The organism is Paenibacillus sp. A3 (assembly GCF_001399685.1).
Taxonomy (GTDB): Bacteria; Bacillota; Bacilli; order Paenibacillales; family NBRC-103111; genus Paenibacillus_G.
This window is the reverse complement of the sequence record NZ_JTHN01000201.1, coordinates 1-26,048: the sequence shown is the minus strand read 5'-3', so window position 1 is coordinate 26,048 and position 26,048 is coordinate 1. Positions and strand designations below refer to the sequence as shown.

Annotated in this window: 29 protein-coding genes; 19 read left to right on the top strand and 10 right to left on the bottom strand. The window is 49.0% G+C overall.

All coding sequences use genetic code 11. The features are described from left to right. The first annotated feature begins 124 nt into the window (after window positions 1-124). The 6 genes from QJ48_RS27680 to QJ48_RS27655 all read left to right on the top strand — a co-directional run bounded on the left by QJ48_RS27680 (window position 125) and on the right by QJ48_RS27655 (window position 3,869). Window positions 125-865: a YheC/YheD family protein gene (locus tag QJ48_RS27680; RefSeq protein ID WP_054976610.1), complete on the top strand. Its 741-nt coding sequence runs from the start codon at window positions 125-127 to the stop codon at window positions 863-865. Between the two features lie 145 nt (window positions 866-1,010). Further along, window positions 1,011-1,496, top strand: a complete 486-nt coding sequence (locus tag QJ48_RS27675; protein WP_054976609.1) for a cytochrome c biogenesis protein CcdC — start codon at window positions 1,011-1,013, stop codon at window positions 1,494-1,496. Between the two features lie 66 nt (window positions 1,497-1,562). Beyond that, window positions 1,563-1,826, top strand: a complete 264-nt coding sequence (locus QJ48_RS27670) for a hypothetical protein (RefSeq protein ID WP_054976608.1) — start codon at window positions 1,563-1,565, stop codon at window positions 1,824-1,826. 68 nt (window positions 1,827-1,894) lie between these two features. Then, on the top strand, window positions 1,895-2,578 hold the full coding sequence (locus QJ48_RS27665) for a YidC/Oxa1 family membrane protein insertase (RefSeq protein ID WP_054976607.1): 684 nt from the start codon (window positions 1,895-1,897) through the stop codon (window positions 2,576-2,578). Between the two features lie 111 nt (window positions 2,579-2,689). Continuing rightward, window positions 2,690-3,115: a hypothetical protein gene (locus QJ48_RS27660; RefSeq protein WP_237763079.1), complete on the top strand. Its 426-nt coding sequence runs from the start codon at window positions 2,690-2,692 to the stop codon at window positions 3,113-3,115. 79 nt (window positions 3,116-3,194) lie between these two features. Continuing rightward, window positions 3,195-3,869, top strand: coding sequence for a hypothetical protein (locus QJ48_RS27655; RefSeq protein WP_054976606.1), 675 nt, complete (start codon window positions 3,195-3,197; stop codon window positions 3,867-3,869). 224 nt (window positions 3,870-4,093) lie between these two features. Here the strand turns inward: QJ48_RS27655 and QJ48_RS27650 are convergent, their stop codons facing one another. Then, on the bottom strand, window positions 4,094-4,792 hold the full coding sequence (locus QJ48_RS27650; protein WP_054976605.1) for a hypothetical protein: 699 nt from the start codon (window positions 4,790-4,792) through the stop codon (window positions 4,094-4,096). Between the two features lie 223 nt (window positions 4,793-5,015). Between QJ48_RS27650 and QJ48_RS27645 the strand changes: the two genes are divergently transcribed. The 3 genes from QJ48_RS27645 to rnhA all read left to right on the top strand — a co-directional run bounded on the left by QJ48_RS27645 (window position 5,016) and on the right by rnhA (window position 8,473). Further along, window positions 5,016-5,687 (top strand): glycosyltransferase family 2 protein, encoded by a 672-nt coding sequence (locus QJ48_RS27645; protein WP_054976604.1) that lies wholly within the window; start codon window positions 5,016-5,018, stop codon window positions 5,685-5,687. 275 nt (window positions 5,688-5,962) lie between these two features. Continuing rightward, a complete protein-coding gene (gene recQ, locus QJ48_RS27640; protein WP_054976621.1) occupies window positions 5,963-7,738 on the top strand; it encodes a DNA helicase RecQ in 1,776 nt (591 codons plus the stop codon). A gap of 66 nt (window positions 7,739-7,804) precedes the next feature. Then, window positions 7,805-8,473 (top strand): ribonuclease H, encoded by a 669-nt coding sequence (gene rnhA, locus QJ48_RS27635; RefSeq protein WP_054976603.1) that lies wholly within the window; start codon window positions 7,805-7,807, stop codon window positions 8,471-8,473. A gap of 77 nt (window positions 8,474-8,550) precedes the next feature. On the opposite strand, the gene QJ48_RS27630 is transcribed toward rnhA, so the two are convergent. After that, window positions 8,551-8,796: a hypothetical protein gene (locus QJ48_RS27630; RefSeq protein ID WP_010492983.1), complete on the bottom strand. Its 246-nt coding sequence runs from the start codon at window positions 8,794-8,796 to the stop codon at window positions 8,551-8,553. 1,498 nt (window positions 8,797-10,294) lie between these two features. Between QJ48_RS27630 and QJ48_RS37100 the strand changes: the two genes are divergently transcribed. From QJ48_RS37100 to QJ48_RS27610, 4 genes are all read left to right on the top strand, one after another. After that, complete coding sequence (locus tag QJ48_RS37100) at window positions 10,295-10,603, top strand: hypothetical protein (protein WP_157261771.1); 309 nt, start codon at window positions 10,295-10,297, stop codon at window positions 10,601-10,603. A gap of 621 nt (window positions 10,604-11,224) precedes the next feature. After that, window positions 11,225-12,976 carry an ABC transporter ATP-binding protein gene (locus tag QJ48_RS27620; RefSeq protein ID WP_054976601.1) on the top strand — a complete coding sequence of 584 codons (1,752 nt, stop codon included), beginning with the start codon at window positions 11,225-11,227 and terminating at the stop codon, window positions 12,974-12,976. 45 nt (window positions 12,977-13,021) lie between these two features. Continuing rightward, on the top strand, window positions 13,022-15,130 hold the full coding sequence (locus QJ48_RS27615) for an ABC transporter ATP-binding protein (RefSeq protein WP_054976620.1): 2,109 nt from the start codon (window positions 13,022-13,024) through the stop codon (window positions 15,128-15,130). Window positions 15,131-15,282: 152 nt separating this feature from the next. After that, complete coding sequence (locus QJ48_RS27610; RefSeq protein WP_025844893.1) at window positions 15,283-15,504, top strand: hypothetical protein; 222 nt, start codon at window positions 15,283-15,285, stop codon at window positions 15,502-15,504. 33 nt (window positions 15,505-15,537) lie between these two features. On the opposite strand, the gene QJ48_RS27605 is transcribed toward QJ48_RS27610, so the two are convergent. Genes QJ48_RS27605 through QJ48_RS27595 form a run of 3 tightly spaced genes read right to left on the bottom strand, consistent with a single transcriptional unit; the run spans window position 15,538 to window position 16,918 of the window. Continuing rightward, window positions 15,538-15,966 carry a hypothetical protein gene (locus tag QJ48_RS27605; protein WP_054976600.1) on the bottom strand — a complete coding sequence of 143 codons (429 nt, stop codon included), beginning with the start codon at window positions 15,964-15,966 and terminating at the stop codon, window positions 15,538-15,540. Window positions 15,967-16,000: 34 nt separating this feature from the next. Beyond that, window positions 16,001-16,429: a hypothetical protein gene (locus tag QJ48_RS27600; RefSeq protein WP_054976599.1), complete on the bottom strand. Its 429-nt coding sequence runs from the start codon at window positions 16,427-16,429 to the stop codon at window positions 16,001-16,003. Window positions 16,430-16,489: 60 nt separating this feature from the next. Further along, entirely contained in the window at window positions 16,490-16,918 is a 429-nt protein-coding gene (locus QJ48_RS27595; RefSeq protein ID WP_157261770.1) for a hypothetical protein, read from the bottom strand. Between the two features lie 268 nt (window positions 16,919-17,186). Here QJ48_RS27595 and QJ48_RS27590 point away from each other — a divergent pair, with 268 nt between their 5' ends. Further along, the gene (locus tag QJ48_RS27590) at window positions 17,187-17,792 is read left to right on the top strand and encodes a stalk domain-containing protein (RefSeq protein WP_054976597.1); all 606 of its coding nucleotides are present in this window, start codon (window positions 17,187-17,189) and stop codon (window positions 17,790-17,792) included. A 399-nt stretch (window positions 17,793-18,191) separates the two neighbouring features. On the opposite strand, the gene QJ48_RS27585 is transcribed toward QJ48_RS27590, so the two are convergent. Next, window positions 18,192-18,971, bottom strand: coding sequence for a hypothetical protein (locus tag QJ48_RS27585; RefSeq protein WP_054976596.1), 780 nt, complete (start codon window positions 18,969-18,971; stop codon window positions 18,192-18,194). Window positions 18,972-19,185: 214 nt separating this feature from the next. Between QJ48_RS27585 and QJ48_RS27580 the strand changes: the two genes are divergently transcribed. Continuing rightward, window positions 19,186-19,686: a hypothetical protein gene (locus tag QJ48_RS27580; RefSeq protein WP_054976595.1), complete on the top strand. Its 501-nt coding sequence runs from the start codon at window positions 19,186-19,188 to the stop codon at window positions 19,684-19,686. 72 nt (window positions 19,687-19,758) lie between these two features. Here the strand turns inward: QJ48_RS27580 and QJ48_RS36295 are convergent, their stop codons facing one another. Further along, the gene (locus QJ48_RS36295) at window positions 19,759-20,475 is read right to left on the bottom strand and encodes a hypothetical protein (RefSeq protein WP_054976594.1); all 717 of its coding nucleotides are present in this window, start codon (window positions 20,473-20,475) and stop codon (window positions 19,759-19,761) included. Between the two features lie 489 nt (window positions 20,476-20,964). Here QJ48_RS36295 and QJ48_RS27570 point away from each other — a divergent pair, with 489 nt between their 5' ends. The 3 genes from QJ48_RS27570 (at window position 20,965) to QJ48_RS27560 (ending at window position 23,171) form a co-directional block, all read left to right on the top strand. Beyond that, the gene (locus QJ48_RS27570) at window positions 20,965-22,203 is read left to right on the top strand and encodes a helix-turn-helix transcriptional regulator (RefSeq protein WP_082420703.1); all 1,239 of its coding nucleotides are present in this window, start codon (window positions 20,965-20,967) and stop codon (window positions 22,201-22,203) included. 206 nt (window positions 22,204-22,409) lie between these two features. Beyond that, a complete protein-coding gene (locus tag QJ48_RS27565) occupies window positions 22,410-22,637 on the top strand; it encodes a Spo0E family sporulation regulatory protein-aspartic acid phosphatase (protein ID WP_054976593.1) in 228 nt (75 codons plus the stop codon). A 24-nt stretch (window positions 22,638-22,661) separates the two neighbouring features. Continuing rightward, window positions 22,662-23,171 (top strand): winged helix-turn-helix transcriptional regulator, encoded by a 510-nt coding sequence (locus QJ48_RS27560; protein ID WP_054976592.1) that lies wholly within the window; start codon window positions 22,662-22,664, stop codon window positions 23,169-23,171. An 86-nt stretch (window positions 23,172-23,257) separates the two neighbouring features. Here the strand turns inward: QJ48_RS27560 and QJ48_RS27555 are convergent, their stop codons facing one another. Then, the gene (locus QJ48_RS27555) at window positions 23,258-23,743 is read right to left on the bottom strand and encodes an 8-oxo-dGTP diphosphatase (RefSeq protein WP_063858176.1); all 486 of its coding nucleotides are present in this window, start codon (window positions 23,741-23,743) and stop codon (window positions 23,258-23,260) included. 11 nt (window positions 23,744-23,754) lie between these two features. Further along, on the bottom strand, window positions 23,755-24,708 hold the full coding sequence (locus tag QJ48_RS27550) for a nucleoside hydrolase (RefSeq protein ID WP_054976590.1): 954 nt from the start codon (window positions 24,706-24,708) through the stop codon (window positions 23,755-23,757). Window positions 24,709-24,804: 96 nt separating this feature from the next. On the opposite strand from QJ48_RS27550, the gene QJ48_RS27545 reads away from it, so the two are divergent. Then, window positions 24,805-25,443, top strand: a complete 639-nt coding sequence (locus tag QJ48_RS27545) for a Crp/Fnr family transcriptional regulator (protein WP_237763078.1) — start codon at window positions 24,805-24,807, stop codon at window positions 25,441-25,443. 24 nt (window positions 25,444-25,467) lie between these two features. On the opposite strand, the gene QJ48_RS27540 is transcribed toward QJ48_RS27545, so the two are convergent. Then, the coding region (locus tag QJ48_RS27540) for a thiamine diphosphokinase (protein WP_054976588.1) at window positions 25,468-26,048 on the bottom strand (581 nt) is incomplete at its 5' end.

Sequence of the window (26,048 nt, the reverse complement as noted above, 5' to 3'; positions counted from 1 at the left end):
ATTGTAAGGAATGCAACGTTTTTTTGAAAATATTCCCTCGCGGCCCGTTGACATGTTGCATATGCCTGTTCCCAAAGCCGCAAAGCGTACATACAATACCATGGTTTAGACGGGAGGTGATCGATTGGTTTATGCCAACACGAAGTGGGGGAAATACCGTTATTTGAAAACCGGCGCACGTTGGAAGCCGTACCTTCCGCAGACGCAATGGGCGAGCCGGCCTGCGGTCAGCTCTATGCTGAAGCGATGGGGGGCGGTTTACCTGAAGCCGAACAACGGCACGGGCGGCCACGGGATCATGAAAATCATCCGTTCAGGCAACGGGCGTTACACGCTGAAGAGCGGCTATGCTACCCGGACGTTTCGTTCGTTCGGCAGCTTGTACTCCGCAGTTTCCAGACAGACAGCCCGGCGAGGCTATCTCGTGCAAAAAGCAATCCCGCTGCTGCATTACAAGAAACGCCCGTTCGATCTGCGCATCATGGTCCAACGCAACCGGCATCGGGGCTGGGACGTGACGGGGATGGTCGGCCGGTTGGCCAGACCGAAAAAGATCGTTACCAACTATCATAGCGGGGGAACCCCGATGCCCGCAGACAAGCTGTTTGCTCCTCATATTCGCGGGAAACGCCGGGCCAGATTCGTTCAAGAACTGAAAAATCTGGGTCGGGGCGTCAGCGAGTATATGAGTGCAAAGTATCCGCATTTTCCCGCTTTCGGCGTCGATGTCGCGATCGATGGCAAGCTGAAGCCCTGGATTCTCGAAGTCAACACGAAGCCGGACAAGTCGATTTTTAACGCCCTTAAGAACAAAACGATGTACAGACGCATTTTGTCCTACGCCCGGATGCAGAAGAGGACTTAAAGCCGATTCAGCCCCTGCCGCTAGCCAAGGCAAGGGTTTTTTGTTGTTTCCTTATTTTGATTAGAAGGACAAGCTGTATTTGTTTGATCTGTTATATAATTTACGTGTAAAATAGTTTATATCAAAACTATAAGGATGATACCGTATGGAATCGATTTCTCCCGTGATTTTTATGATTGTCATCGTAGCGCTTGTACTCTGGCGGAGAATGCGCGCGGCGGCCAAGCCGGTGAAAGGCAACGGATACCGGCTGCTGCTGCCGCTGCTTTTTTTGGGCTTCGGCATACTCGGTCTGCTCAACCCGCAGCTTCATTTGACCGTGAAAGAGGTAACGCTGTCCCTGCTGTTCGGTCTTATTTTATCCGTTCCGATGATTATGACGACGAATTACGAGTTTCGCGAAGACGGACAGATTTATCCGAAAAAGAGCAAAGCGTTTCTTTTCGCCGTGGTAGGACTCATCGTTATCCGGCTGGCGCTGCGCAGCTACTTGTCAGAGCTTGATCCGGCCGAGCTGGGGATGCTGTTCTACTTGATCGCGGTCGCCTATATCGTGCCTTGGCGTATCGTCAGCTTCGTCAAGTACCGCAAGGTTTTGGCGCAGCGGGGAAGTGTCTTATCTCCGCAGTGAAACGAATTGCGGTCAATCCCGTAAAACGTTAAGTAAGCGAAAACGCGACAAAGGAGGTGAACGGATATGGAGTGGTCTTTCGATCTGGCGCTGCTGCTGGCGCTCGGGCTGGCTTCGCTGTTCGTCGTGCCATGGTTCGGATGGTCGGGGAAGCAGTTGACCTTCGCATTCGAGCCGGCCGTCGAGCTTGCCAAGCTCCCGCTCAAGCATCATGACCGGGCCAGAAAAAGTCCTCGTACCGTCTTCGTTCGCCGAAAATGCCCGCCGCGGTCCTCGGCGTTATCCGAAGACGCAAGCGCTCCTTTCCGTTGGAATGAGATGGTCGGTTGACCGAAAATTTCACGGTTGACGATTGATCCTCGATAGCTCGGCTCAATCGCAACGGAAGGAGCGCTCACATGTATACATGGTTTCAACCTATTATTGATTTGTTGGCTTATGTGCTGTCCTGGACGTTCGATTGGACCCGCGACTGGGGGGCTGCGGTCATCGTGCTCACGCTGTTGGTGAAGGGCGCGCTGTACCGCTTCAATCTATTGGCCGCCCGGCAGCAGGTCCGTTCCGCCGCCGCTTTCCCCGAGCTTAGCAAGCTGCGGGAAACGTGCGGGAACGACCCGGCCAAGCTGGTTCAAGAAACAACCAAAGTTTACGGCAAATACGGGATCAATCCTTTAAGCTCGCCGCTGTCGGCGATTATTCAAATGCCGGTGCTTATGGCAATGTACGGCCTGTTCTTTACGCACGGCAGTACGATGACGTCGATTTTGATCCCTTGGGTCGCGCACTTGGCCGAGGCCGATCCGTTCCATTTGATCCCGATCGCCACGGGTCTGCTGTCGTTCGCGGTAGGCATGATTCCGCTGGCCGACGCCGCTGCCGTCTCGATGAGCGGAAGCAAGCGGCTGCTGTTCGGGATGATCCTCCTGCTGCTCCCGCTTGTTATTACGTGGCGGGCGCCGGTAGCGCTGGGGCTGTACTGGCTGGCGGGCAGCGTCTTCAGCCTGCTGGAGCGGCTGTTTTACCGGACGAGCGTCGGCAAACGGCTGCTGCGGCGCGGATTGCCGGAAGCTGCCGCAACCTGATATGCATAGATAGAAACGGAGTGCCCTGGCGGCCTCCGTTTTTTTAATTTGATTTTAATAAACGGCACACATCCTATTTTCAGCCATCTGGCTCGGCATTCGGTCGTATTTGTGGTTCTGGGCGTCGTATCCGCAACCACCGGCGATTCGGGAGTGCTGAGCGCCTGCTATACCGTGATGCATCTGCTGTCGACCTCGTCGCTGCGGGCTTCGACGATCGGAACGGTCGTGACCGGCGTGCTGCTTTCCGTGCTCATGTCTTGGGGACTGTTCCGCTATTATTGGATTATCGCCAAAGAAGCGCTGACGCTGCTGTGTATCCTGCTCGGCGCAGTCGGGATGTACTTTTGGACGCTGCGGGCGGTAACGCTGATTCCGGCAAGCGGCATGGACGTATGGCAGCGGCCGGACTTCGTCGTCAATAACGGGAGCTGTGGGTCGGCATCGTGCTGCAAGTTCTGTCTCTTGCCGCGATGGTCGTTCTGTCGGTTTGGAAGCCGTGGGGGCGGCGCAAACAAAAGTGACGGTGTGTTGTAGAACCTTCCGTATCCCTATATAATGAAAGCTTAGACGCTTGTTTCAAGCAGCAGCAAGCTATCAGGGGAGGGTGAAACCTGTGCAATACCATCGAATAACCGATATCGGCGACCCGTATTTTCGCCAAATGCACGAGCTGATGCAGCGCGTGTTTCCGCCGGAGGAAGTACTGGAATATGAGCTGTGGGCGGAGCCGCTTCAAGATCCGGGCATCCGGGTGTTCGTCGCTGTCCAGGATGGCGAAGTCGTCGGCGCGACGGAATACCGGTATTACGAAGATTTGCAGGTCGCGATGACCGATTTTACGATCATCGGACGGGACGGCCTTGGCATCGGACCGTTTCTGGCGCGTCGCCGGATGGCCGATCTGCGTTCGGTCGTAGCGGCATGCGGCGGGGCATTCCTTGGCATGTTCGCCGAAATCTACAACCCGCAGCTGACGGGCAAGCTGGAGTTCGGAGGCGTCAATGCGATGAATTCGTTCGTCCGCCGCGAGGTGTTGGCGCACCTCGGTTACCGGAAGCTGGAGACGGACTATGTGCATCCGTCCTGGCACAATGACGGCGAAGCGGTACACGGGCTCGATCTTTGTTTCATGCCGATCGCGGACGAGGAGCAAGCCTCGGTTCCGGCCTCGTTGGTCTGGAGCTTTCTGGAGCGCTATTATGCGGTGCTCCCGCAAAAACCGGATGCATGGTACCGGATGGTCGAGAACCTCAAGCAGCGCGACAACGTCGCTTTGCTGCCGATTTGAAGCTAGCCTGTGCACGGCTTGCATGGAAAAGCGAAAGCTGCTTTCCGTGCAGGCTGTTTTTTATTTGTGGTATGCGATATAGCGCAAAATAGGGTGCAGGCGGTTTTTTTTGCAATAAAAACAACGAAGCGAATTCGTCCCGGAGCTCGGATTGAATTCGCTTCGTTTTGCATGTAGAGATGCTTAGATTCGACAAACTCTATTACACGGGTGAAGGGAGCCGGTCAGTTTTCCTGCCGCGCGGCTTCGGCTTGCTCCAACTCGTCCAGCGCCTTTTCCAAGCCGTAGTTCAGAAGCAGCGTTTTGAAGCCTTTGCTGCGATTTTCGGCAAGGGCATCCAGACGCAGCTTCAAATCTTTACGGATAAACACCCGGTCCTTATCGTGGGTTTCGCTGCGCTCCTTCTTCTTGAGGCGGGTTTCCAGCAGCTGCAGCACCGGAGCCACATCCTCTGTCGTCTCGGTCGCGGCTGTCTTCACCTCGGCCGTGGCGGCGGACAAGGCAGACTCGCCAGCGGGCTCTGCTGTTGCGGCAACCGTTAGCGTAGCCTCTTCCGCCAGCGGGGCGGCTTCGGGAGTTTCTTGCGGCTGCGGTTCCGCCGGTTGCACGCCCACATCGCTCTTGCGCTTGGAAGCACGCGGCTTCGCTGCCGCGTCGGCGTTCGCGCTGCTGGTCTGGGCTGGCGCGCTCGCATCGCTCTTGCGTCTGGAAGTGCGCGGCTTGGCTGCCACGCCGCTCGTCTCCGTCGGCTGCGCGTCTATCGATGGCTTGGCGCCCCGTTTCCTCCGGGTGCCCGATTGCTGCCGTTCGGCTGTGATTGTTTCGGCGGAGACTGCTTCGGCTCCCTCCAAAAGCTTTCCGTTCATGTCGGTCTTCTCCGCTGCGTCCGAACGGGCGGGCGGCTCTTGTTTTCTTGGCGGCATGGCAGAATCCTCCTTCGTTCATCCGGTCTTAGCCGTCTCGGCAGTCTCGTCGATGAGTTTTTACCGATCGATTCATGGCTTTCTTCCATTGTACCATAGGGCAGCAGGCGGAAAAATATTTTTCCATGCTTCCCCGGGCGGACTCTTCCTTTCGGCTAGTTTCCCTTTCGCCGATTTTTCGGTATAGTGTTCAGTAGAGGAAACGAGAGCGAGGGGAAGGGGAATGAATCGGCAGCCGCTGATATCCGTCATTATTCCAACCTATAACCGGCTGGATGTTTTGGCCGAGCTGATCGAATCGTTGTGGCGGCAGACGTACCGTCATTTGCAGATTATTGTGGTTAACGATAACGGAGAGCCGGTCGACGAGCTTAAGGAGTTGTATCCGGAGCTGGATCTGACCATGGTCGATATGGAAAGCAATCTCAAGCATGTACATGCGCGCAACCGCGGGCTGGAGCTGGTTCGGGGCGATTATATCATGCTGTGCGACGACGACGATTTGCTGCTGCCGTCGCATGTGGAGCGGATGCTGCGCGAAATCGAAGACAGCGATCTGGTCTATTCGGTTCAATTTTCCGTGGCCTGGGACTGGGATTTTTACCTGCGGGCGGCGGAGCAGTTCCGGGTCAAACGGGTCCCGGCGGCGAGCGCGCTCTATGCGTTTGCGGACAGCGGGAACAATATGTCCGGTAATTTGGAGGATATGCGTCCTTACCTGGACAAGCTGTCGGCGAAGCATGGGCTCGGAGAGCTGCCGACCAAAAACTTTTTCCTCCTGCTCGAGGAGCCGGAGGTCAAAGCGCGCCGTGCGGAGACGGAGCTGCTCTGGAACGGAGAGCCGGTCGTATCGCGGCGGGCGAAACAAGCGGGAGGAGTAAGTAGGGAAGCATGAAACGACAAGATGATTGGTACGATCCAATGGACCCCGGACCTGCAGACCCGGGTCCGTCGGCAGACGATAGCTGGTATGAGCCGCCAGCCGACTATGATTACCGGGACCCGCGGGAGGCGGGCTGGGGTGCCGGAGGAGATGAACGCCAAGCCGGAAGGCCGGCGGCAGGAAACACGGAATTCCGTAACCGGCGTCCCGTACAGACGGATCTGTTCGAAGCGCCGGTCCGACGGCCGCAGGCAGTTAAGCGGCAGCCGGGGCAGCCGATCGGGACGATGGCGGAAGCGCAGGAGCTGCTGCGTAAATATTACGGATACCCGGATTTTCGCGATGGGCAGAAGCGGGTAATCGAAAGCCTGCTCAGCGGGCGGGATACGCTCGGCATTATGCCGACAGGCGGGGGCAAATCGATCTGTTACCAGGTTCCGGCGCTGATGATGAGCGGGACGACGATCGTCGTTTCGCCGCTGATTTCGCTGATGAAGGACCAGGTGGACGGGCTGGACAGCATCGGCGTGCCTGCGGCCTATATCAACAGCTCGCTATCCTATGCGCAGGTGGAGATGCGTATCCGCAAGGCTGAGCGCGGCGAATACAAGCTGCTCTATGTCGCGCCGGAGCGGCTCGAATCGGAGCGCTTTTTGGACCTGCTCGCCGGGCTTGTCGTGCCGATGGTGGCCGTGGACGAGGCGCACTGCGTGTCCCAGTGGGGACACGACTTCCGCCCGAGCTACATGCGGATCAACGAGCTGGTCTCGCATCTGCCGGACCGGCCGCTGCTGGCTGCTTTTACGGCGACGGCGACGGACCAGGTGCGCGAGGATATCGTGAAGCACTTAAAGCTGAGCGAGCCGCAGGTGTTCGTGACCGGCTTTGCGCGGGAGAATCTCTCGTTTTCGGTCATTAAGGGCGAGAACAAGCGTGACGTGCTGATGGGGTACATCCGCGAGCATGCCGGGGAAGCGGGCATCGTCTACGCGGCGACGCGCAAGGAAGTCGACCAGCTGTGCGAATATTTGCTGCGCCAGGGTGTGGCCGCGGGCAAATACCATGCCGGTCTGACGGATAAGGAACGTGCAGACGCGCAGGAGCGTTTTCTGTACGACGAGGTACGCGTCATGGTGGCGAGCAACGCGTTCGGAATGGGCATCGACAAGTCGAACGTGCGGTACGTCGTCCATTTTAATATGCCGAAAAATATGGAAGCCTATTACCAGGAAGCCGGGCGGGCGGGGCGTGACGGCGAGCCGAGCGACTGCATGCTGCTATTCAGCCCGCAGGACATTCATATTCAGAAGTTTCTGATCGAGCAGTCTGTCTCGGACCCGGAGCGGCAGGCGCAGGAATACCGGCGGCTGCAGCAGATGGCCGACTACTGCCACACCCCGCAATGCTTGCAGCGGTACATCGTCCGCTATTTCGGCGGGGAAGCGGAAGAAGACTGCGGGCAGTGCAGCAACTGTGTCAGCCCGGATATGGAGCTGACGGATATTACGCTCGAAGCGCAGCAGATTTTCTCCTGCGTCAAGCGTATGCGGGAGCGGTTCGGCATGACGCTGGTCGCTTCGGTGCTCAAAGGCTCGCGCAATAAGAAGGTGCTGGATTTCGGCTTTGACAGTCTCAGCACCTACGGGTTGATGCGGAACCGGACGGAAAAAGACATCGTCGACCTCACCCAGCTCCTTGTCGCCGAAGGCTATTTGCAGCTCACGGAAGGCAAATACCCGGTGCTCCGGTTGTCGTCGAAGGCGTCCGATGTGCTCAGCGGCAAGGAACGGGTCGTGCAGCGCATCCGGCTGAAGCCAACCGCGCCGGTTGTCCAGGACGTCGAAGCGGAGCTGTTCGACGAGCTCCGGAAGCTGCGCACGGAGATTGCGAAGCGGGAAGGCATCCCGCCGTATATCGTGTTCCCGGACAGCACGCTGCGCGAGATGTGCGGAGTACAGCCGACGAACCCGGCGGCCATGCTGAAGATCAAGGGCGTCGGGGAAGCGAAATTTTTCAAGTACGGGGCGTATTTTATCGAGTTTTTCAAGCAGCGTCAGGGATAGCGGCGATTTCGGACGGCACGGCGGTACCATCATAGGAAACGCCGGGCCGAACCAAGGAGGAACACTGTGGCAAAATCGAAGTATTATGTCGTATGGGAAGGGCGTCAGCCCGGGATTTATAAATCGTGGGCCGAATGCCAAGCCCAGACGAACGGATTCCCGCAGGCCAAGTTCAAGGCGTACGAGAGCGAGGCGGAGGCCAAGGCGATGTTCGCCGCAGGCTGGAAGAAGGCGTTCGGAGCCGCGGCACGAGCAGGGAGCGGCACCGGCGGTACGGGCAAGAGCGGCGGACGGACCTCCAAGGCCGCAGGCGTCGAGGCTGCGGGCGAGTACGAGCCCGAGAGCCTGTCCGTCGATGTAGGGTGCAGCGGCAATCCCGGCATCGTCGAGTATAAAGGCGTATACACGCGCACCGGCGAAATCGTGTTTCAGCAGAAGCCGATTTCCAAAGGCACGAACAACATGGGCGAATTTCTCGCGATCGTCCACGGGCTCGCTTATTTGAAGCGAAAAGGCAGCGACATGACGATCTACAGCGATTCGATGACGGCGATCAGCTGGGTGCGCAATAAAACGGTAGCCTCCACCTTGGTGCGGGACGCTTCAACCCAAGAAATCTGGGCGCTCGTGGACCGCGCGGAAGCTTGGCTGCGAAGCAACACCTACAAGAACAAAATCATCAAGTGGAACACGAAAGCATGGGGCGAGATCAAGGCGGATTACGGCCGGAAATAAATGTATCAAAACCAGACGAAAAAGCGCTTCTCCGCTACGGCGGGGAGCGCTCTTCTTTTTACACGACAGCGCCCGGCTTATTTATCGCCCCGGTCGATATGCAGCCGCGGTTTCGTGTTATTTTTCGTGTCCTTATACATCTCTTCCTCTTGGCTTTCGAGCGGAAGGCTGACAAGCTCCCACTCGGTCTGTCCCATCGCCTCGTCGTACGGAAATTCGTCGCCGCGCTTGAGCGTTTCCTCCCGGCCCCACTCGTTGGAGTAAATGCCGTCCGTTTCGACTTCTTCGCCGGATACCGGAGGCATGCTTTTGTCGTTTGCCATCTTTGCCATAACCCTCCTTAAACGTCGCTTCGCCCGTTAGTATGCCCGGCTGGCTCGGAAGTATGACGCACGAAAATAGGGACTCTGCTTATCCGTGATAACCAGAATCCCTATGTTGGTATAGGTTGCTTATTCAATTTTCGAAAAACACACTCCAATCAAGTGATCGTTAGGGTACGCGAACGAGTAACAGGTCTTATCGGATTCCCGCATGCCCTCGGTATAGCCTTCATTCGGTGCGCGTACAGTACGGATTTCAGGTAAGCGCGGCGGGGCATGCTTCGCTTCCTTACTTCAATGGACTATCCCCTTTCCCTTGTTTATTTTTATATCAATTCCAATCCGGCACTGCCAAATGCTTTAAATCAAATCCGGATTGAAAGATATAAACGATACAAACTTCGGTGTGAATCAGGGTGATATCCGTAGGCTTAATCGTGTGAATCATTTATCTTGCTTACTGTTAGGATAGCCTATTATTAAATTATTGTAAATATTCAGAATAATTAGTTATTTGTTGATAATCCTAATATTTCTCGCGAATTCTTCATTTTTCTTCTTTATTCTTAGAATTTCTACTAGGTGCCATGGTAGATTGCTATTGAACTTCCTCGCTTTGCAATAAAAATGATCGTAATTTGATCCCATCTTGGACCCTTCATATAAAGCCACTCCTTCTGAATGGATAGGAGCTGCGTGTTTAGGTCAATAAGCGAAAGAACGGAGCTATTTGTCCCTGATAAATTTAAGAGATCCTTCTCCAATTTGTGCAGTTGCTCTTTCAATACGGTGACCTCACTTATTTTTTCCGATTGCGCAGATAACTCATCGAATCGTATGAGCAGAGCTTCCCTTATCCAATTAACCATATTATCGGACTCCCTTGTAATTCTAAATTTTTGGTATCGTCCACACCTCTTATTCAATTAAGTATAGATAACTGGATTCTTATTAAACATCTGGTAATAGATATTAAATTTTTGATAATTAATAGTTATAAATATTGTTTCTTGTAACCCTAGGCATACAGATTCGTGATTTGCGTAAAGAAAGAGGATTGTCCTAAGAATCGCTTGGAAAAAAGGCGTCTTCCATTGTTACTATATAGGTCAGATTGAAAGAGGGGGGGATGAAAGAAGGAGAGCTAGAACCGTCAAGGTCTTCTCTCCCATTTCTAGATTTTAGTTAAATATCAAGCATGGTATAATTGTTCGAAGGACTTAAAAGCGGTGGAGCGACCACGGCGTAGCACTTCCGAAAGGGGTGTTGCCATGGTCGCACTTGTGGCGCTACTGGACATCCTAAAATGTTAATACATTCCCAGAACAGAACGAAGAACCTGTATTTTGATCGATGTCTTAAGCGCCCACCATACCATTCAGCGAAACGGGCAGGATAGTTTAATGGCTTTCCGAATAAATCCATTTTAAGAAATGAAGGATATCCCCTGTTCTGATTCGAATATGATATTATCCTGAAAGAGAATAGGAGCTTAACATTGGGATTGTATAACCTACTATTATTTAACGGGGCATGTCCCAGATGTGGGGCGGTTGTTAATACAGAAGCCGAATTTAAAATGGGTATGTTGAATCTAGATACCTATAACTTGGGTGATGCATTAACATGGGCGACAGGGAAGAGCAAGCCTCCGCACCAGAAAAGACCATTCAACGGAAGTGCATTAGGAGATGGATACGTCTGTTGTCCAAATTGTGAAAAAGATTTTTGGGTATCTATAAGAGTTGAACATGATAAAATTGTGGATGTAAAAGTAGACAATACTAAGAATGGCTATATTAAATAATTTTCTATTACTTATTAATCCGTACGAAATAAAGCCTCATCTAATGATTTTCACAGCAATATTAAGTTGAGTACTTCGATTCAACTAAACGGGAAACGATAGCTCAAAATCAAACCGGCTTCCGCGACAACGTTATCCGGTAACTGTCTGGCGCCATAAATAATGAAGTCTATGTCCCATATCGTTGTACACAATAAACAAAGAAAGAGTGCTTGATAGCACTCATATCTTTGCAAAAAAGTCTTGATAAGTTGGCTGCCTAACGGTGGGTTTCGCTTAGATTCAATCTTTGCGCGCCGTGGGGTTCGGCCACAGTTTTTTGTCCTAGAGTCTTTGCCGTTGCAGTGGCGAAGGCTCTTTTTATTTTATGCCGAAAAATGATTGCGTTATACTTCAATACTACCACTTGCCGTTGTTGAATCAATGGGAGGGCGCTTTTTGTTTTTGTCCATTTCTTGCGAAGTTTGTGGCAAGAAAATTCGTTTCATCAAAAAATTCCCGGTGGCAAGACGCCCATAATATGGTATGGTATTAGAGTGAAAAGCGAATGTATGTTTCCTAATACAAAGAAGTCGGTGCTCTAAGCAATTTCAATTCATAGAGAGAAAGAGGTGGATTCCTTTGTCGTTTGTCGGGCGTCTTGCCTGGTTTTTTCGCGACCGCTGGGGGCCGTATGCGCTGGCTATCGTGCTGATGGCCGCGGTCAGCGTGCTGAATATTTTGCCGCCGCGGATGATCGGAAGCGTCATTGACCACATCCGCACCGGTTCTCTGACCGCCGAAGGGCTGCGGCAGAGCGTGCTGCTGCTCATCGGTTTGGCCGTAGTGCTGTATATCATGATCTACGTATGGATTACGACGCTGTTCGGCAATTCGCTGCTGCTCGAAAAGCTGCTGCGAAGCCGTTTGACCGCTCATTTGACCCGGATGTCGCCGTCGTTTTTCCAGCGCAACAGCACCGGGGAACTGATGGCTCTAGCGACCAACGACGTGCCTGCCATCGGCCAGACGGCCGGTTACGGCGTCATGACGCTTGTGAATACGATTGTCGGCACGACGGTCGTGCTTGTGACGATGATTTCGTTCATCAGCTGGAAGCTGATGCTGGCGGCGCTGCTGCCGCTGCCGCTGCTTACAGTGCTGATCAGCGTCCTCGGCAAGCATACGCGAAAGCGGTTCATTGCCGCGCAGACGGCGTTCGGACGGATGAACGATCAAGCGCTGGAGTCGATTTCCGGCATGCGCGTGATCCGCTCGTACGTGCAGGAGGAGCACGACCTCGCCGCATTTGACCGGATCACCCGCGACGTAATGGATAAGAACATCCGTGTGGCCGCCATCAACGCTTTGTTCCATCCGGCCATCTCGCTGATCGTTGGCTTGAGCTACGTTATCGGCATCGGGTACGGGGCGTATCTGGTGTTCCACAACGACATTACGCTCGGGCAGCTCGTCTCGTTTAACATTTACCTCGGTATGCTGATCTGGCCGATGATCGCCTTCGGCGAGTTCATCAACGTGCTGCAGCGCGGGACGGCTTCCGTCGACCGCTTGACGCGCAGCTTCGAGCAGCAGCCCGACGTACAAAATCCCGCTCATCCGGTAGAGGTCGGCCGTCCGGAATCGATCGAGCTGCGTGACCTTACGTTCCGCTACCCGGGAGCGGCCCAAGACAGCTTGACCGACGTCTCCCTGCGGCTTGAGCGCGGGCAGACACTCGGCATCGTAGGGCGGACCGGCAGCGGCAAAAGCACCCTGCTGAAGCAACTATTGCGCTTCTATCCGGCCCCGGCCGGCAGCGTACGTCTTTCGGATGTGCCGATCGAGGAACTGGCGATCGAGCACGTGCGCGGCTGGATCGGCTACGTGTCGCAGGAGCATCTGCTGCTGTCCAAGTCCGTGCGCGACAACATTGCGCTGGGGCGTCCGAACGCTTCGCCGGAGGAAATCAGCCGGGCCATTGAGATGGCTTCATTTACGCAGGATGTGGAGCAGCTCCCCGAAGGGCTGCAAACGATCGTTGGCGAGAACGGCGTCATGCTGTCCGGCGGACAAAAGCAGCGGGTAAGCATTGCGCGCGCTTTGCTGACCGATCCGGAAATTCTCATTCTCGACGATTCGCTGTCTGCCGTGGATGCCCGCACCGAAAGCGCCATTCTCGGGCACATCCGTGCGGAGCGCGCCGGGAAGACGACGCTAATCGCCACGCACCGGCTGTCCGCCGTCATGCATGCCGACTGGATCGTCGTGCTGGAGGACGGACGCATCGCAGAGGAAGGAACACACGAGCAGCTGCTGCAGCGCGGCGGCTGGTACAAGGAGCAGTTCGAGCGTCAGCAACTCGAAGCAAGCTTGCTGGACGCTTCATCATAGGGCCGCGATTCCAGGCCAACCGGGAAGGACGTGAGTCATATCGCCATAGAAACGAACGAATCATCGGGCAAACCCATTTTGCGCAGGCTGCTCGGTTACGCGCTGCTTTTTAAATACCGTATCGCGCTAGCCCTGCTGGTGCTCTGCTGTGCGGTCGGCGCGGAGCTGGCCGGACCGTTTATCGCCAAAACGATCATCGACCGTCACATCGGCGCCATCGGGCTGCCGTGGGTTGAAATCGCCTCCGGCCTTGATCTGCCCGAAGAAGGGGTCAAACAGGCCCATGTAGACGGGAAATTCTACATTCGTCAGGATTGGATGGAGGAGGCGGAACGCCGCGGCGCCATCTTTAACCGGTCCGTGATGAAGGACGCGAGGATTTTGCAGCTGGAGGGCGGCTTGTACTTGGTAGGTCAGCCGGCTGCGTTGGAAGGCCAATGGTCGCTCGTCGGCCCGGCGAAGGACGGGGAAGCGGCCGAGGTGAAGCGCACGGTGCCCGGAGGCGTCAGCGAGATGTACCCGGCTCGCAAGCTTTCCGCGGCGGAGACGGCGCAGTTTTACCGGCATGACGTCGGTCCGGTCGCTCGCTGGCTGGGGCTGTTCGTCGGTCTGCTTGCGCTTGGCAGCATTCTGCATTACGTGCAGGGCTTGACGCTGCAGACGACGGCGCTGCGCATCATCCAGCGGATGCGGATGGATCTGATGCGCCACATTCAACGCATGCCGATCCGCTATTTCGATAATACGCCGATCGGGCAGGTCGTATCGCGGATTGCGAACGATACGGAAGCGATCCGCGACCTGTTCATGAGCTTTATGGCGACGTTCGTGGTGAGTACGATCAACATCGCAGGCATCTACATCGCCTTATTTTTGCTTGATGTCAAGCTGGCGCTCGTCTCGCTGCTGCTGCTTCCGTTGTTTGCCGTCGTCATGTTCATTCATTTGAAATTTTCGCAAAAGTACGTTGCGATCATGCGGGCCCGGCTGAGCGATATGAATGCGATGATCAGTGAATCGATCGCGGTCATGCCGATCCTGCAAGCGTTCCGGCAGGAGAAGAACCGCCTGCGGGAGTTCGATGCGCTCAACGAGGACCGTTACCGGAACCATATCAAGCAGAACCGCGTATTTTCGCTGTCCTCGCGCAATTTCACGGGACTTGTCGGGGCCTTTTTTACCGCCGGCGCGATCTGGTATTTCGGCGGGCAATCGCTTCAGACTTCGATCTCGTTCGGCGTGTTCTATGCGTTTATCGATTATACGGGGCGGCTCTTCCAGCCGATCATCGGCATTTTCGACCAAATGCTGAATGCGCAGCGGGCCGTCGTGTCCGCGGAGAAAGTGTTCCACTTGCTCGACATCGAAGGCACCGAAGTGGCTTCGTCGGACGCAGTACCGCGGCCGGAAGGCCATGTCGTCTTCGACAACGTCACCTTCGCCTACAAAACCGGAGAGCCTGTACTTCGCGGCATTTCGTTCGAGGCGCGAAAAGGCGAGACCATCGCGCTTGTCGGGCATACCGGCTCGGGCAAAAGCTCGATCATGAACCTGCTGCTCGGCTTCTACGAGCCGACGGAAGGGGAAATCCGCGTCGACGGAACGGAAATCCGTACGCTTTCGAAGCAGGCGCTGCGCAAGCATATGGGCATCGTGCTGCAGGACCCGTTTTTGTTCGCAGGCGACATCAAGTTTAACGTGAGCCTGTACAACGAACGGATTGGGCCGGAGCAGGTTCGCCAGGCGCTCAAGGATGTCGGCGCAGCCTCCTTCGTCGAGCAGCTGCCCGGCGGCGTAGACGAGCCGGTGGTCGAGCGGGGCAGCACGTTGTCCGCCGGACAGCGGCAGCTCATTTCCTTCGCGAGGGCGCTCGCCTTCGACCCGGCTATTCTCATTCTCGATGAGGCGACGGCCAGCATCGACAGCGAGACGGAGGGACTCATTCAGGAGGCGCTGCGGGTCGTCAGCGAAGGCCGGACGACCTTCGTGATCGCCCACCGGCTGTCCACGATCCGCGAAGCCGATCAAATTCTTGTGCTTCATCGCGGCGAGATCGTCGAGCGGGGCAATCACGAGCAGTTGATGCGGCTGCAAGGTCGGTACTACCGCATGTACCAGCTTCAATCGGGCAGTGCGGCTCAAACGACGGCTTGAGGGATAACCGGAAAAAAGGGGATTCGATGACGCAACATGCGCGTTTCGAATCCCCTTGCTTTTTTCGGATACATATTTAAAATTATAGTCGCAAATAACCGGAAATATGGTAAAATAGTCCTGATTTTTATTCCGAATGAAGGAGGACAACCATGAAAAAACTGATCCTGCTCCTGATGAGCGCTGTGCTCGCACTTAGCTTCGCCGGTTCTGCTTCCGCTGCGACAAAAGTAAAAAGTTACACCAAGAAAAACGGCACTCACGTCCAATCCCATCATCGATCCAGCAAAGACAAGAGCTTCAAGAACAATTGGAGCACCAAAGGCAACACCAACCCTTACACTGGAAAAAAAGGAACGAAAACGCATAAGTAATGATCACACCCCCACACTCAAGGGGGTTATTTTTTATTGTTTATTCAGCAACATTAGAATGTTGTGCATAGTTTCGCAATGATTGGGCTCTGCCGTTAATTGCTGAAAACCTTGCATTAGTCTTTCTTTATCAGCCAAATTTTTTTGACTGGCATAGAGATTCCTAAATTTATTAATAAGCTCTGACGTTGTACCTGTTATATTGCTGGTCTCATGATTATAGGATGAATATTTGGATAATGCGTTTGCTTTGGAGGCATGTTCGATCGCGGTTAAATAACCGGTATAATTTCCATCGGTTACAGAATCAAGAGATCCGGAAATTCTTCCTATAGATGCTTTAAAATCTAGATCAATCTTTTGTTGCTTATTATTCGTGGTCATTTGATTCTTAATCAAGTAAACATTTAATGCTAATGAGACTATTAAACAAATGCTTAAGATGAATTTTGATATTTTCACTACCTATCACGCCCCCCTATCCAAACGACCACCCCTACAGCGGTATTGATTTTGGCTCAGAATTATCTGATTGCTTTACCTTAGGAATAAGGGTTTCTTCCGAATTCCCTTCATCACTGCTCCAAGTTATCTTTATTTTATCCACATCCTTCCAATTACCAATTTCAGTTCTTGTAACAAGCACTTTCATTTGCATGCCAAGATAGTTATGCCCTGATAAAGTATTTGTTGTTGCGCTATTGTTCTTATAGATAATATCAAGCGTGACCTCTGGTCCAATCGGTTTCTTGCCTATGTATTGAATACTCGGTATTTCTCTGTACTTTCCTTCTACTACTTTATAGAAGATTTCGATGTTCCAATCAGACGATACGGCAGTAAGGGTGACGTCACTCTTTCCGGAACAACCAATGATGAAGACAAGGAAAAGAGGGAGTAACCCCCGAATAATTATTTTAAACATGATACGGTACCTCCTGGAAAAAATAATGAAAATTCTTAAAGATATAGACAATAAAAACGTCTATAACGGTGTTGGTTTTTGATTGGAGTTACCTATCTGCTTTGGCTTAGGTATAAGCGTTTCTTCGAAATTTCCTTCTGCATTATTCCAAGTAATTTTTATTGTTTCGACATCCTTCCAGTCTTTCAGTACTGTTCTTGTGTTAAGTTCCTTCATTTCCATGCCAAGGTAATCTAATCCTGATAACGTATTTGTTGTCACACTATAGTTTGTATAAATGATGTCAAGCGTGACCTCTGGTCCAATCGGTTTCTTGCCTAGGTATTGAATGCTCGGTATTTCTTGGTACTTTCCTTCCACTACTTTATAGAAAATCTCAATGTTCCATTCTGCTGATGTGGCAGTAAGAGTTATGTCTTTCTTCACGGAACAGCCAGTAAAACTGAGAAGGAAAAGGAGAAATAATCCCCGAACCATAATCTTTGCCATAATACCCGATACCTCCTCGAAAAAGAGAAAACACTTAAAATACACGGCAAAAGCCCTCAAAACAAGGGCTTCCTGAAAAACTTAATGGTTTAAAAATTTATGAGATACTAAGTTTCAACAGTTTACCTCTTAACTGAATCATCGAGCGAAAAAGCTGTTCCACTTCACAGCGGAGCGGTTAAGCCCTTGGATAGATATGAAGATAGCAACTTTGTTAACGCCAATCGCGTCAAACAAATTATACCAATATTATGGAGGTGAATACAAAATGAGGAAGTACATAATCGGGTTTGTTTGTGGTGCAGTTGTTTCCATGTCTACCATGGTTTATGCCGGAGATGCCATTCAAGCTTTGTTATTCCCCATTAATTTTAGTTTTAATGGCAAAAAAATAGACATGCACGAATACACGGTATTAAATTACGAAAATAATACCTACGTCCCGATTCGGTTTATTGCGGAGAATACCGGTATATCGATAAGGTACAGCGTTCATGACAATGAAATCTTCCTGAACGATGCCCCCGCGCATTTTATCCCCTTATCTGTAATATTAAAAAGCGATTTTGATAAAATCACCAAGCTTGAAGTTAAGTATGGAGACACCGGAAAAGTTTTGCAGATCAACGATGTACAAACACTCGGTGAAATTTCCAACAAACTGAAAGGAATAAAACTCCGTAAAAAGAGCGATCAATCCCTTGGTGTTGGATACTTATATTACCTTACGATCACGGATGGGGACAACGAATTAACGTATTTCAATACCCTTTCATTGGAAGACGTCGGGTACGAACCAAATCAACTAACGAAAGAGTTGGACAAGTATATTTTAGCATTAAGAACAGGCCAGGAAGATCCTCACCCAACTTGATAAATATAAAACCTATCACGAAGTTTTAGATTTATACTAAACGTAAAACTTTGTTATAGCCGTGTTCGTGGTGTTTTCCTGCTTTGAATAGATAACAACTTGCATTTGTGATGAATCTCGCAGCGTACATTCTGCTGTTCCAAAAATTCAGGTTCGGGGAAAGAGGATAATTTACTTTCTGGAGGTATAATATAACTTACGCCCTACCCCATTTTATAGGCGTATTGTCCGGACTCACATCCTTAAATCCCTTTCCGGTTGCGGAAGCATATATCGGCATCTTATTAAAAAGAAGTAACGCACCTACCACAAAAGTGAGTGCTTTTCCTTTTTTCTTTATGAAACATACAAAGATCATCTTCAAAAGAAAAGATAAAACATTCAAAAGGGCTGAAGTTATCAGCCCTGATTTTTCGCCGGAAAAAATGCTGATGTAGAAGAAGGAAGAGAATTAGCCAATTTTTCAGTTTCTTCCCTAGTTAAGTTTTCAGTCATCCAAACAAGATAATCGCTGTCAAAATAATAGAGGAGCGAACTATCCTTTTCAACTTTGATCCAAGCGCTATGCCCATTTAGAGATATTTCCTGAGTTCCCGAAGAAGGCGCGAACGACTCTCTTGGATACTTACCAATAACCACAAACTTATTTTCATTTGCGAAAGTCCATATATTATCTGCTGTAGAATCCAAGCCTTTAAGTTTAGTATGAATAAATCTATCCATAGGTAAATTAAGACCTTGCTTTTCTGTATGCATATTTTCTGATATTGCCATATCCACAACACTTGAAATATCCCACTTATTATTGTTATTTCTTAACACAATAAAATTGTACCAATTCATAGTCGTGTCAGGTACTTTTAAAACAACGACACCATTATTACCGAATTCAGTCTTTAAAACAATTCTGTCCTTTGAAGCAGAAACAGACTTATTGTTTGATAATTTCCATTCTATTTGATTTGTTACGGATTCTTCTAGAGTTTGTTTTTTCTCTGGAGCTGCTTCATTTCCAATAATCTCCTTTAGAATCACTTCGCTGTTATTTTTTTCAACAATGTTATTCAGCTTTTCTTCTCCATCTTTATGTGTATTGGGATTAACAGTTGTATCAGACATGCACCCTGTGACTAGTATCAAAAGTATTACAACCAAGAATAATCCTGTTCTTTTAAGCATAATCCACACCCTAATGCATTAAGTAATTTGATATTACAAAATAAACTATAAATTTGATTGGAAGCGAACAGTTTTGAGTTATAATAAAAGTTTTTTTGACAAATATACATTATGAAAGTTATATTTTTCAATAAAAGGAGTAAATAAACTATATGTGCAAATAGCAATACTTCCCTATATATAATCATATATCGGATAAAGGAGTGAATATCGAGTGAAAAAATATCTCAGTCAAAGTGTGCTTATTGCTTTGGTTATTACTAATGTTATCACCCTATTTATGTATTTTAATAAGGATGTTCAGAATGGTTATGCTCAAGCACAATCAACTTTTAAAGTTTCTTTTTTGAGTGGGCGGGGAGAACATTGGGAATTGGATAATTATGTTATAGTTAAGACTAATACATCTATTCGACGCGGAAACGGAAAGTTAACGTATTTGGGTAATTTAAATGAAATTAAAGACTCAAATTATTTTAAATACTCATTTTACGAAAAGCGTGGAGAGAAGAATGAGAAACTTGTTTTAGAAGAGCTAAAAACATCAAACAGTGGAAATATTAATTTACTTGAAAACCTTAAGATTGGATCTATTGAGGGACCCATTGAAGAAACGGATAAGAATCAAGAGCCTGTAAGTTATTATCTAAAAATTGAATGGGTCGACAACGAAGGGATTAGTAAGAAAGAAGAAATTCCATTAGAGTTATCATGAAATGCTCAATCCAATCAGCAAAAAAAGAAGCCTGATTCATTTCTGAGGCTTCTTTTTTTGAATTACGGTTACTTAGGAGTAAACAATATTAAAGCATACACCTATTGGCTTAGAGGCAGAACCATAACCTTCGTAACTATCCCAAAATAACCCCTTCTTATAGATGTCATATTGCCAAATATCAAGGTTAGCATAAGCAGTAACTTCGGCCCGCGAGTAATTGGAAGGGATTGTATCGTTTTGCTCATCAGTTACAGTATATGTTTGCGTTACATTGAACCCGACAGCAGCACTTACAATTTGCGCGTCTACTGTGACAGTTCCAGTGACAGATGCTGCAACAGATTCAGTGAAAATCATCTTACCGCCCGGATAAACCAAATTTGTGCGTCTTAGAGGATGTATGCCGCAACCTCTACGTGGTCCCTGAACATTTTTTAGATAGTAATCCCCTACACCTTGAGTCGAAATTTCATCAGCATTAAAATTGTTCAAATTAGTTTTTTCGCTAGGAGAAACAGTTCTGACATGGACAATTTTTGCATTTGGGGATGGCAAATCAAGATTGTATGCTTTAGCATATTCTTGAGTGTTACTGATTTCCGTGATCTCCTTTGTGACACCATTGGCATCAGTTTCATAAGACACTTTACCTTCGGCTTTTATGCATGGAATTGTGAATGAATTTGATGCATCGTTCTGTGTTGAATCATTAGCATTTGCGGAAACTGGAATCATTGAAACGATAACTGTAAGAGCTAAAACTGATTTCAAAAACAATTTCTTCATTCTTCTACCTCCCATAAATTCATAGATTTTGAGTAAACCCTAAAATCCAAAATCCTAGTTCATATATGGAGTAATAAGATTTGCTTGCTCTTACCGTGCTATATAGCGATTTCTCTGTCTATTTGCTTTCTACCTTTTTTTGTCCACCTCCTTCCACGTTATATTTGTTTTGTGTGATATTCCCGCATTGTTTTATGAACAATTGTTGCGACTGGGTTGTTCATCCATAATATACCATCAATACAAAAATTATGTAATGGTAGAATATATCTATTTTACTCGGGAAAAACACCTGAAAATTCATATCTAATTGCAGTAATTACCAATAACGCGTATGCTCTGTAGAAATTTATCGAAATGTTCACTTTGTTTAACCTAATATCTGCTAGAAAAAAAAGGAGATACCAATAAGCGGCACTTCAAAAAAATTGTTGATAAATATATAATTTGTTATAATATTCCTTATATAATTTGATAATAAGGAAGTGTATGATGGTGGAAGTGAGAATCCGAAGAAAAACCATCTCTGATTTTATCTTCCAATTTAGAAAAGAAAAAAATTTGACATATTCTCAGCTAGAAAAACTAACAGGTGTGAGCAGAAGTGTCCTCAATCGAATAGAGCGTGGAGAAACGAAGCGGCTGGAATTTAAGAACTTGAAGGCCATAGCCACAGCATTACCTGCACACTATTCCGAGATTATAGAATGTTATCTTGAAGAAGAAAACCGAATCAACACGTTGTTTGAAGTACTCGAAGAGGTGGCTACGTGTGAAGAGTGCTTTTTGCTAGTTCCGAAAGTGACGGCGCGGATACTGGAGTCGCATACGGTAGAGACGGAAGAATCGCTTCAACGATTGTTTGACTTTACCAGAACAGTAAACAATGATTCACTGAAAGTATCGCTCTATACGTTAATTATCAAGTATTCCAGAGAACGCGGAGTGCCGCATTACGTAGCCAAAGGGTTATTGCAAAAGTATTTGATCGAAAGAAACGATTTCAATAAATTGGAGGAGTCATTTCAATCAGGCCAAGAAATTTTACACTATACTAGTTTTTTATCACGTGAGGAGAAAATTACTTATTATTTCAGAATGGTTTTACATGCATACAACATCAAAAAGTTTAAAGAATGCATACAACTCTGTGAGGAAGGTCTTCCGCTAGAAAAAGAAGATACTGAGCTTAAAGTGAGGGCCTTTTTGACGATGATTAATTCATATTCGCAATTAAAAGATTACGATGCGGTGGAGAAGCACCTGGATACTTTTGAAAACATGAAGAACGATTTTGTTATCGAATCCGCCAAGATTACTCGGGCCTTAACAAAAGCAAGAAAGAAAGAGTTTGATATAGCTATACCGTTGCTTAAAAAATATTTGGACGAGGTCAGCTCGGATAATAAGATACACATTGCGGATGAACTACTTGAAATTTATTTTCAGTTGGGGGATTTTAAATCTATTGCAGAAATATTGGAAAGGGAAGGAGAGTTTTTACCTAAACAGCCACTAACGCCACATAAATTGGCGTGTATTGGAAAGTTACATAGATACAAAGGATATTACCAACTTAGTATCGGCTTGCTTGGTGAACAGGTAAAGAGTAAAAAGATCACGGCTGATAACTTGGCGGAAATGTTCCACGAAGTCGGTCTTATTGCATCTCGTTTGAATCATCAGAGTGATCAGCTTATCGGTGAAAACGTCACTGGAAGAGGTTAAAGTAGATGTAACAGGCCGGAATGGATGAATATATTGTCATTCTAAAATTTACATAAGAGTTTTTTCGTGAAAACAGGTGAGTATAAGCCTGTTTTTTTATTTTTTTGGAGTTGCACAAAATGGAATTATAAGGTTCTTGTGAGATGGATGATACAGTTAATTTGCAAGAAGAAAAAAATTACAATGGTTAAAAAGGAGAGCGCCATATGACCTTGTTAGCGAATGGAGAGGAGGCTTGCTCAACCCTAGAACTAAATCATTTAGATGATGGGGCATTATACAATGCCATGAAAAACATTCAGAACCAGATGGAAGAGGCTGTACGGCAAGGCGAAAGCTTAACGAGCGAATATATCGTCCAACTGAGTCAACAATTAGACGCATACGTTGTTATAGCGCAAACTCGGAAAATGAGGGTAAAACCGTTAACGTAACGTTTCAGGGTAGCATGGCAACTCATGTTAATGGAATATCGATTAGAGGTGAGGGTGTTGCGTATCGGTCGTAAGACGGGGATTGTTAGAGTGGTAGACGATTTCGGAAGAATTGTGATTCCTACGGAGGTCAGGCGTGTTTTGAACTTAAATCATAATACCCTTACAGAGTATTTCTTTGACGACGAGAGAAGAGCAATTATGGTTTGCAAATATCGCGCGGAAGAATGTTTGTTCTGCTCCAACCCGGAGCAAATCCTGAATTTCAAAAGATTTTATATTTGCATACCGTGTATCCACAGCCTCCCGGCCCTTCAAGTCTTCCTCGAGCGTTTGGAACGCGAGCGGACTGACGTGGCTAATAAAACTATTCCAACAAAGAAAAAAATGCAAGAAGGCAAAGTCACAACCTTGACTCGATTGCATAAAGCGATGAAGGAAAACCCAGCAGCTTCGCAAAAAAAATTAGCCGAAATGCTAGGTGTCTCGCCATCCAGAGTCAGTCAATTGCTTAGGCATCATTTGAGAGAATAAATCGCGTAAAAAGACTCACCCCGCAACCTTAAGTTAGCGGGGCTTCAGTGCTTTACGGAAATCCTTACGACGTACTACAATAATCCTCAGCTAATTCTTTTCGAATCGTTATGTTCATCATTACGCATCACCTCATATTTCCATAATTCTCCCTCATACTCCGCTCCCGTGTAAAAGAGAGCATATTCCACAGGGACATCCGTCGCAAGCACATCATCCAGGATCGTCCGGATGCTGCTCACGACTTCCGGCGACTGCATGACCCACTCCTTGCTTTTCCAAGCAAGTGTTCCTTCCGCGGATTCCGTCAAATCCCCTGTAAATTGATCGGCAACAAAAATGTACATGCCGCCCGCCTGATTCCAGGTGGCAATCCCTTTGAACTGAACAGACTGGAGGTCCAGTCCGGTTTCCTCCTTGACTTCACGAATGACGGCCTCCCGGGGCGTTTCATCCGGCATAATTTTGCCTCCGACGCAATTCCACATATTCTTAAAGGGAGGGTTATTCCTTCGAAGCATCAGAAATTGTTGATCTTGAGCGATAAAACAATGGACATAGTTGATCTTCATCGTAACCTCTGTTACCTTACAAGCAAGCTGATTAATTTCTCTTTGAATAACGGATTATTAATCGTTTTGCACACTTTGGCATTCGGGGTATGACCTGCAAAGCCGTCGGAAATGGCCAGCTTGCTGCCGTCATTGAGGATCACTTGGCCATAGGCGGCTTCTTCCATGGTGCAGACGTAGCAGTAACACCATTTGTCTTCAAGGACGATTTCATTCCAGAGCACGACACCCATAGCCACGGCATCAGGCAAGTCCACAATCGGTTCATTGCATCTTTGGATATTATATTCCAGCAAGGAACGGTTGCATTTCACGGAAAATACGGCTTCCGGCTTGCCGCTCGCCAGCAAGACATCCATATCGTCCTTCGTCAAAGCCGCTTCTCCTAAACAGACGTCAAATCCAATGATGGTCATAGGTATGCCCGAGTTGAGCATAATACGATAAGCTTCCGCATCGACATACACGTTAAATTCGGCAACCGGTGTCGTATTTCCGGGGCCAAAGCCGGAAGTGCCCATGGTGTAAATATGCTTTACCTTTTTCATGGTTTCGGGCGCTTTTAGAATCGCAAGGGCAATATTGGTCACGGGACCGATGGTGATAATTTCGATTTCTCCGGGGTTCTTTTCGACAATGTCCAGAATCGCATCCACGGCATGCTTGCTTTCCGGCAAAAGCGTAGGATGAATCAAATCGCAATCTCCCATCCCATCCTCGCCATGCACATTGACAGCGGTAACCAAATCGCGCATCAGGGGCTTGGCCGCTCCGACATAAAGAGGCGGCTTTTGCCCGTTCGCCACTTCGATGGTCATCAGCGCATTTTGGGTAGCCAATTCAAGCGGGACATTGCCGCACACGGTCGTGATCGCTTCGACCTTAACATCGGCTGATTTTAATGCCATAATGATGGCTACAGCATCGTCACTGCCGGTATCCGTATCGATAATTAATTTTCTCATAAATAAGACCTCCTGTTTTCGGTGTGGCCTTATTATATAAATCAAACGAGCATGAAAATAGGTCAAATGACCAAAAGGCAAAAGAAGGTGAAGCTCATGAATTTCAAGGAGATTGTGAATGCTGCGCCAGAGCAGATCAGAAAGGAATTTAGGTATAGAAAGCATAAAAAAGGCAGCCTGATTCTTCGGCCGCATGAGGAAAATCAATATCTTTACATTTTAACCGCGGGTGAAGCGGAGGTATACAGACAAAGCTACGCGGGAGCGATGCTTTCCGTCTATATTTACGATGCGTATAGCTGCTTCGGGGAGATCGAGATTTTTAACGATCAAATGAAAACGCTCGGCGTGATTGCCAAACAACACTGCGAAACGATAGCTCTCCACAAAACCAAGGTGGTTGAATGGATGAAGCTCGATTTTGATTTTAATCTATATCTTGTGAAGCAGCTAGCCTCCAAATTAATGCTGAGTACGGACACCGCGGCGAAGCTATCGCTGCTGACCTTGAAAGACCGGATTTTATTTAGTGTGCTTCATCATTATAAAATCGGCGATTTGGACAGCCTTACCAAGCAAATGCTGTCCAGTGAGGTCTGTGCGCCCATTCGAAGCTTAAATCGTTCCATCGCTCAGTGTATCCATGAGGGGTTGATTCATTATAAAAATAAAAAATTTTCCATAGCTTCTATTGAAGAGATTGAGAAATACCTGGAGGAATTTCTGCTAACTTAAAAGCGAGAAATCCTGTCCACATGCTTACTCCGGAGCCACTTCCTCTTCATCCCGGCTCTGAATCACGAGCAGCAGGCCGTCCCGGATGCGAATGTGGCCGGCTTCGCCAAGGAGCACGTTGCTAATGCCGAGCGATTGCCCGATCGTCAGCGTCGCTTCGTGCAGCGGGTACTGGAACCCTTCGAGCGTAATTCCCGTCACCTCGATGCTCAGCGGGAGCAGCGATACATGGGTGAACCGGCTCCGGCTGACCGTTAGCGGTGCGCTGCCGTCCATCAGCATCAGCTCGTTGCAGGTGTCGGCGATGCGGCAGCGGATGCCTGCGGCCAAAGCTTTGCGCAGCAGATGGACGTTTGCGAGCGAATGGTCCCATCGGGTGCCAAGCACGCCCAGAAGCACAATCTCTTCGGGGTTTTGTTCAAGCGCCCAAGTGAAGGCCATCTCCGTGTCGGTCAAGTCTTTCCACACCGGATCGCAGACGACGAACTCGCGGCTGTTTCGGCGTACTTCCTCAAGCTCGGCTTCGCTGACGGAGTCGAAATCCCCGAGCGCCATATCCGGCCGGTATCCGTGTCGCACCAGAAAGAGCGCCCCTCGGTCCGCCC

What these genes read in the sequence shown, in the direction of transcription:
- QJ48_RS27675 (WP_054976609.1), top strand. Translation starts at nt 1,011, where the DNA reads ATGGAATCGATTTCTCCCGTGATTTTTATGATTGTCATCGTAGCGCTT.
- QJ48_RS27670 (WP_054976608.1), top strand. Translation starts at nt 1,563, where the DNA reads ATGGAGTGGTCTTTCGATCTGGCGCTGCTGCTGGCGCTCGGGCTGGCT.
- QJ48_RS27665 (WP_054976607.1), top strand. Translation starts at nt 1,895, where the DNA reads ATGTATACATGGTTTCAACCTATTATTGATTTGTTGGCTTATGTGCTG.
- QJ48_RS27650 (WP_054976605.1), bottom strand. Translation starts at nt 4,792, where the DNA reads ATGCCGCCAAGAAAACAAGAGCCGCCCGCCCGTTCGGACGCAGCGGAG.
- QJ48_RS27645 (WP_054976604.1), top strand. Translation starts at nt 5,016, where the DNA reads ATGAATCGGCAGCCGCTGATATCCGTCATTATTCCAACCTATAACCGG.
- recQ (WP_054976621.1), top strand. Translation starts at nt 5,963, where the DNA reads ATGGCGGAAGCGCAGGAGCTGCTGCGTAAATATTACGGATACCCGGAT.
- QJ48_RS27630 (WP_010492983.1), bottom strand. Translation starts at nt 8,796, where the DNA reads ATGGCAAACGACAAAAGCATGCCTCCGGTATCCGGCGAAGAAGTCGAA.
- QJ48_RS27610 (WP_025844893.1), top strand. Translation starts at nt 15,283, where the DNA reads ATGAAAAAACTGATCCTGCTCCTGATGAGCGCTGTGCTCGCACTTAGC.
- QJ48_RS27600 (WP_054976599.1), bottom strand. Translation starts at nt 16,429, where the DNA reads ATGTTTAAAATAATTATTCGGGGGTTACTCCCTCTTTTCCTTGTCTTC.
- QJ48_RS27595 (WP_157261770.1), bottom strand. Translation starts at nt 16,918, where the DNA reads ATGGCAAAGATTATGGTTCGGGGATTATTTCTCCTTTTCCTTCTCAGT.
- QJ48_RS27590 (WP_054976597.1), top strand. Translation starts at nt 17,187, where the DNA reads ATGAGGAAGTACATAATCGGGTTTGTTTGTGGTGCAGTTGTTTCCATG.
- QJ48_RS27585 (WP_054976596.1), bottom strand. Translation starts at nt 18,971, where the DNA reads ATGCTTAAAAGAACAGGATTATTCTTGGTTGTAATACTTTTGATACTA.
- QJ48_RS36295 (WP_054976594.1), bottom strand. Translation starts at nt 20,475, where the DNA reads ATGAAGAAATTGTTTTTGAAATCAGTTTTAGCTCTTACAGTTATCGTT.
- QJ48_RS27570 (WP_082420703.1), top strand. Translation starts at nt 20,965, where the DNA reads ATGATGGTGGAAGTGAGAATCCGAAGAAAAACCATCTCTGATTTTATC.
- QJ48_RS27565 (WP_054976593.1), top strand. Translation starts at nt 22,410, where the DNA reads ATGACCTTGTTAGCGAATGGAGAGGAGGCTTGCTCAACCCTAGAACTA.
- QJ48_RS27560 (WP_054976592.1), top strand. Translation starts at nt 22,662, where the DNA reads ATGTTAATGGAATATCGATTAGAGGTGAGGGTGTTGCGTATCGGTCGT.
- QJ48_RS27555 (WP_063858176.1), bottom strand. Translation starts at nt 23,743, where the DNA reads ATGAAGATCAACTATGTCCATTGTTTTATCGCTCAAGATCAACAATTT.
- QJ48_RS27550 (WP_054976590.1), bottom strand. Translation starts at nt 24,708, where the DNA reads ATGAGAAAATTAATTATCGATACGGATACCGGCAGTGACGATGCTGTA.
- QJ48_RS27545 (WP_237763078.1), top strand. Translation starts at nt 24,805, where the DNA reads ATGAATTTCAAGGAGATTGTGAATGCTGCGCCAGAGCAGATCAGAAAG.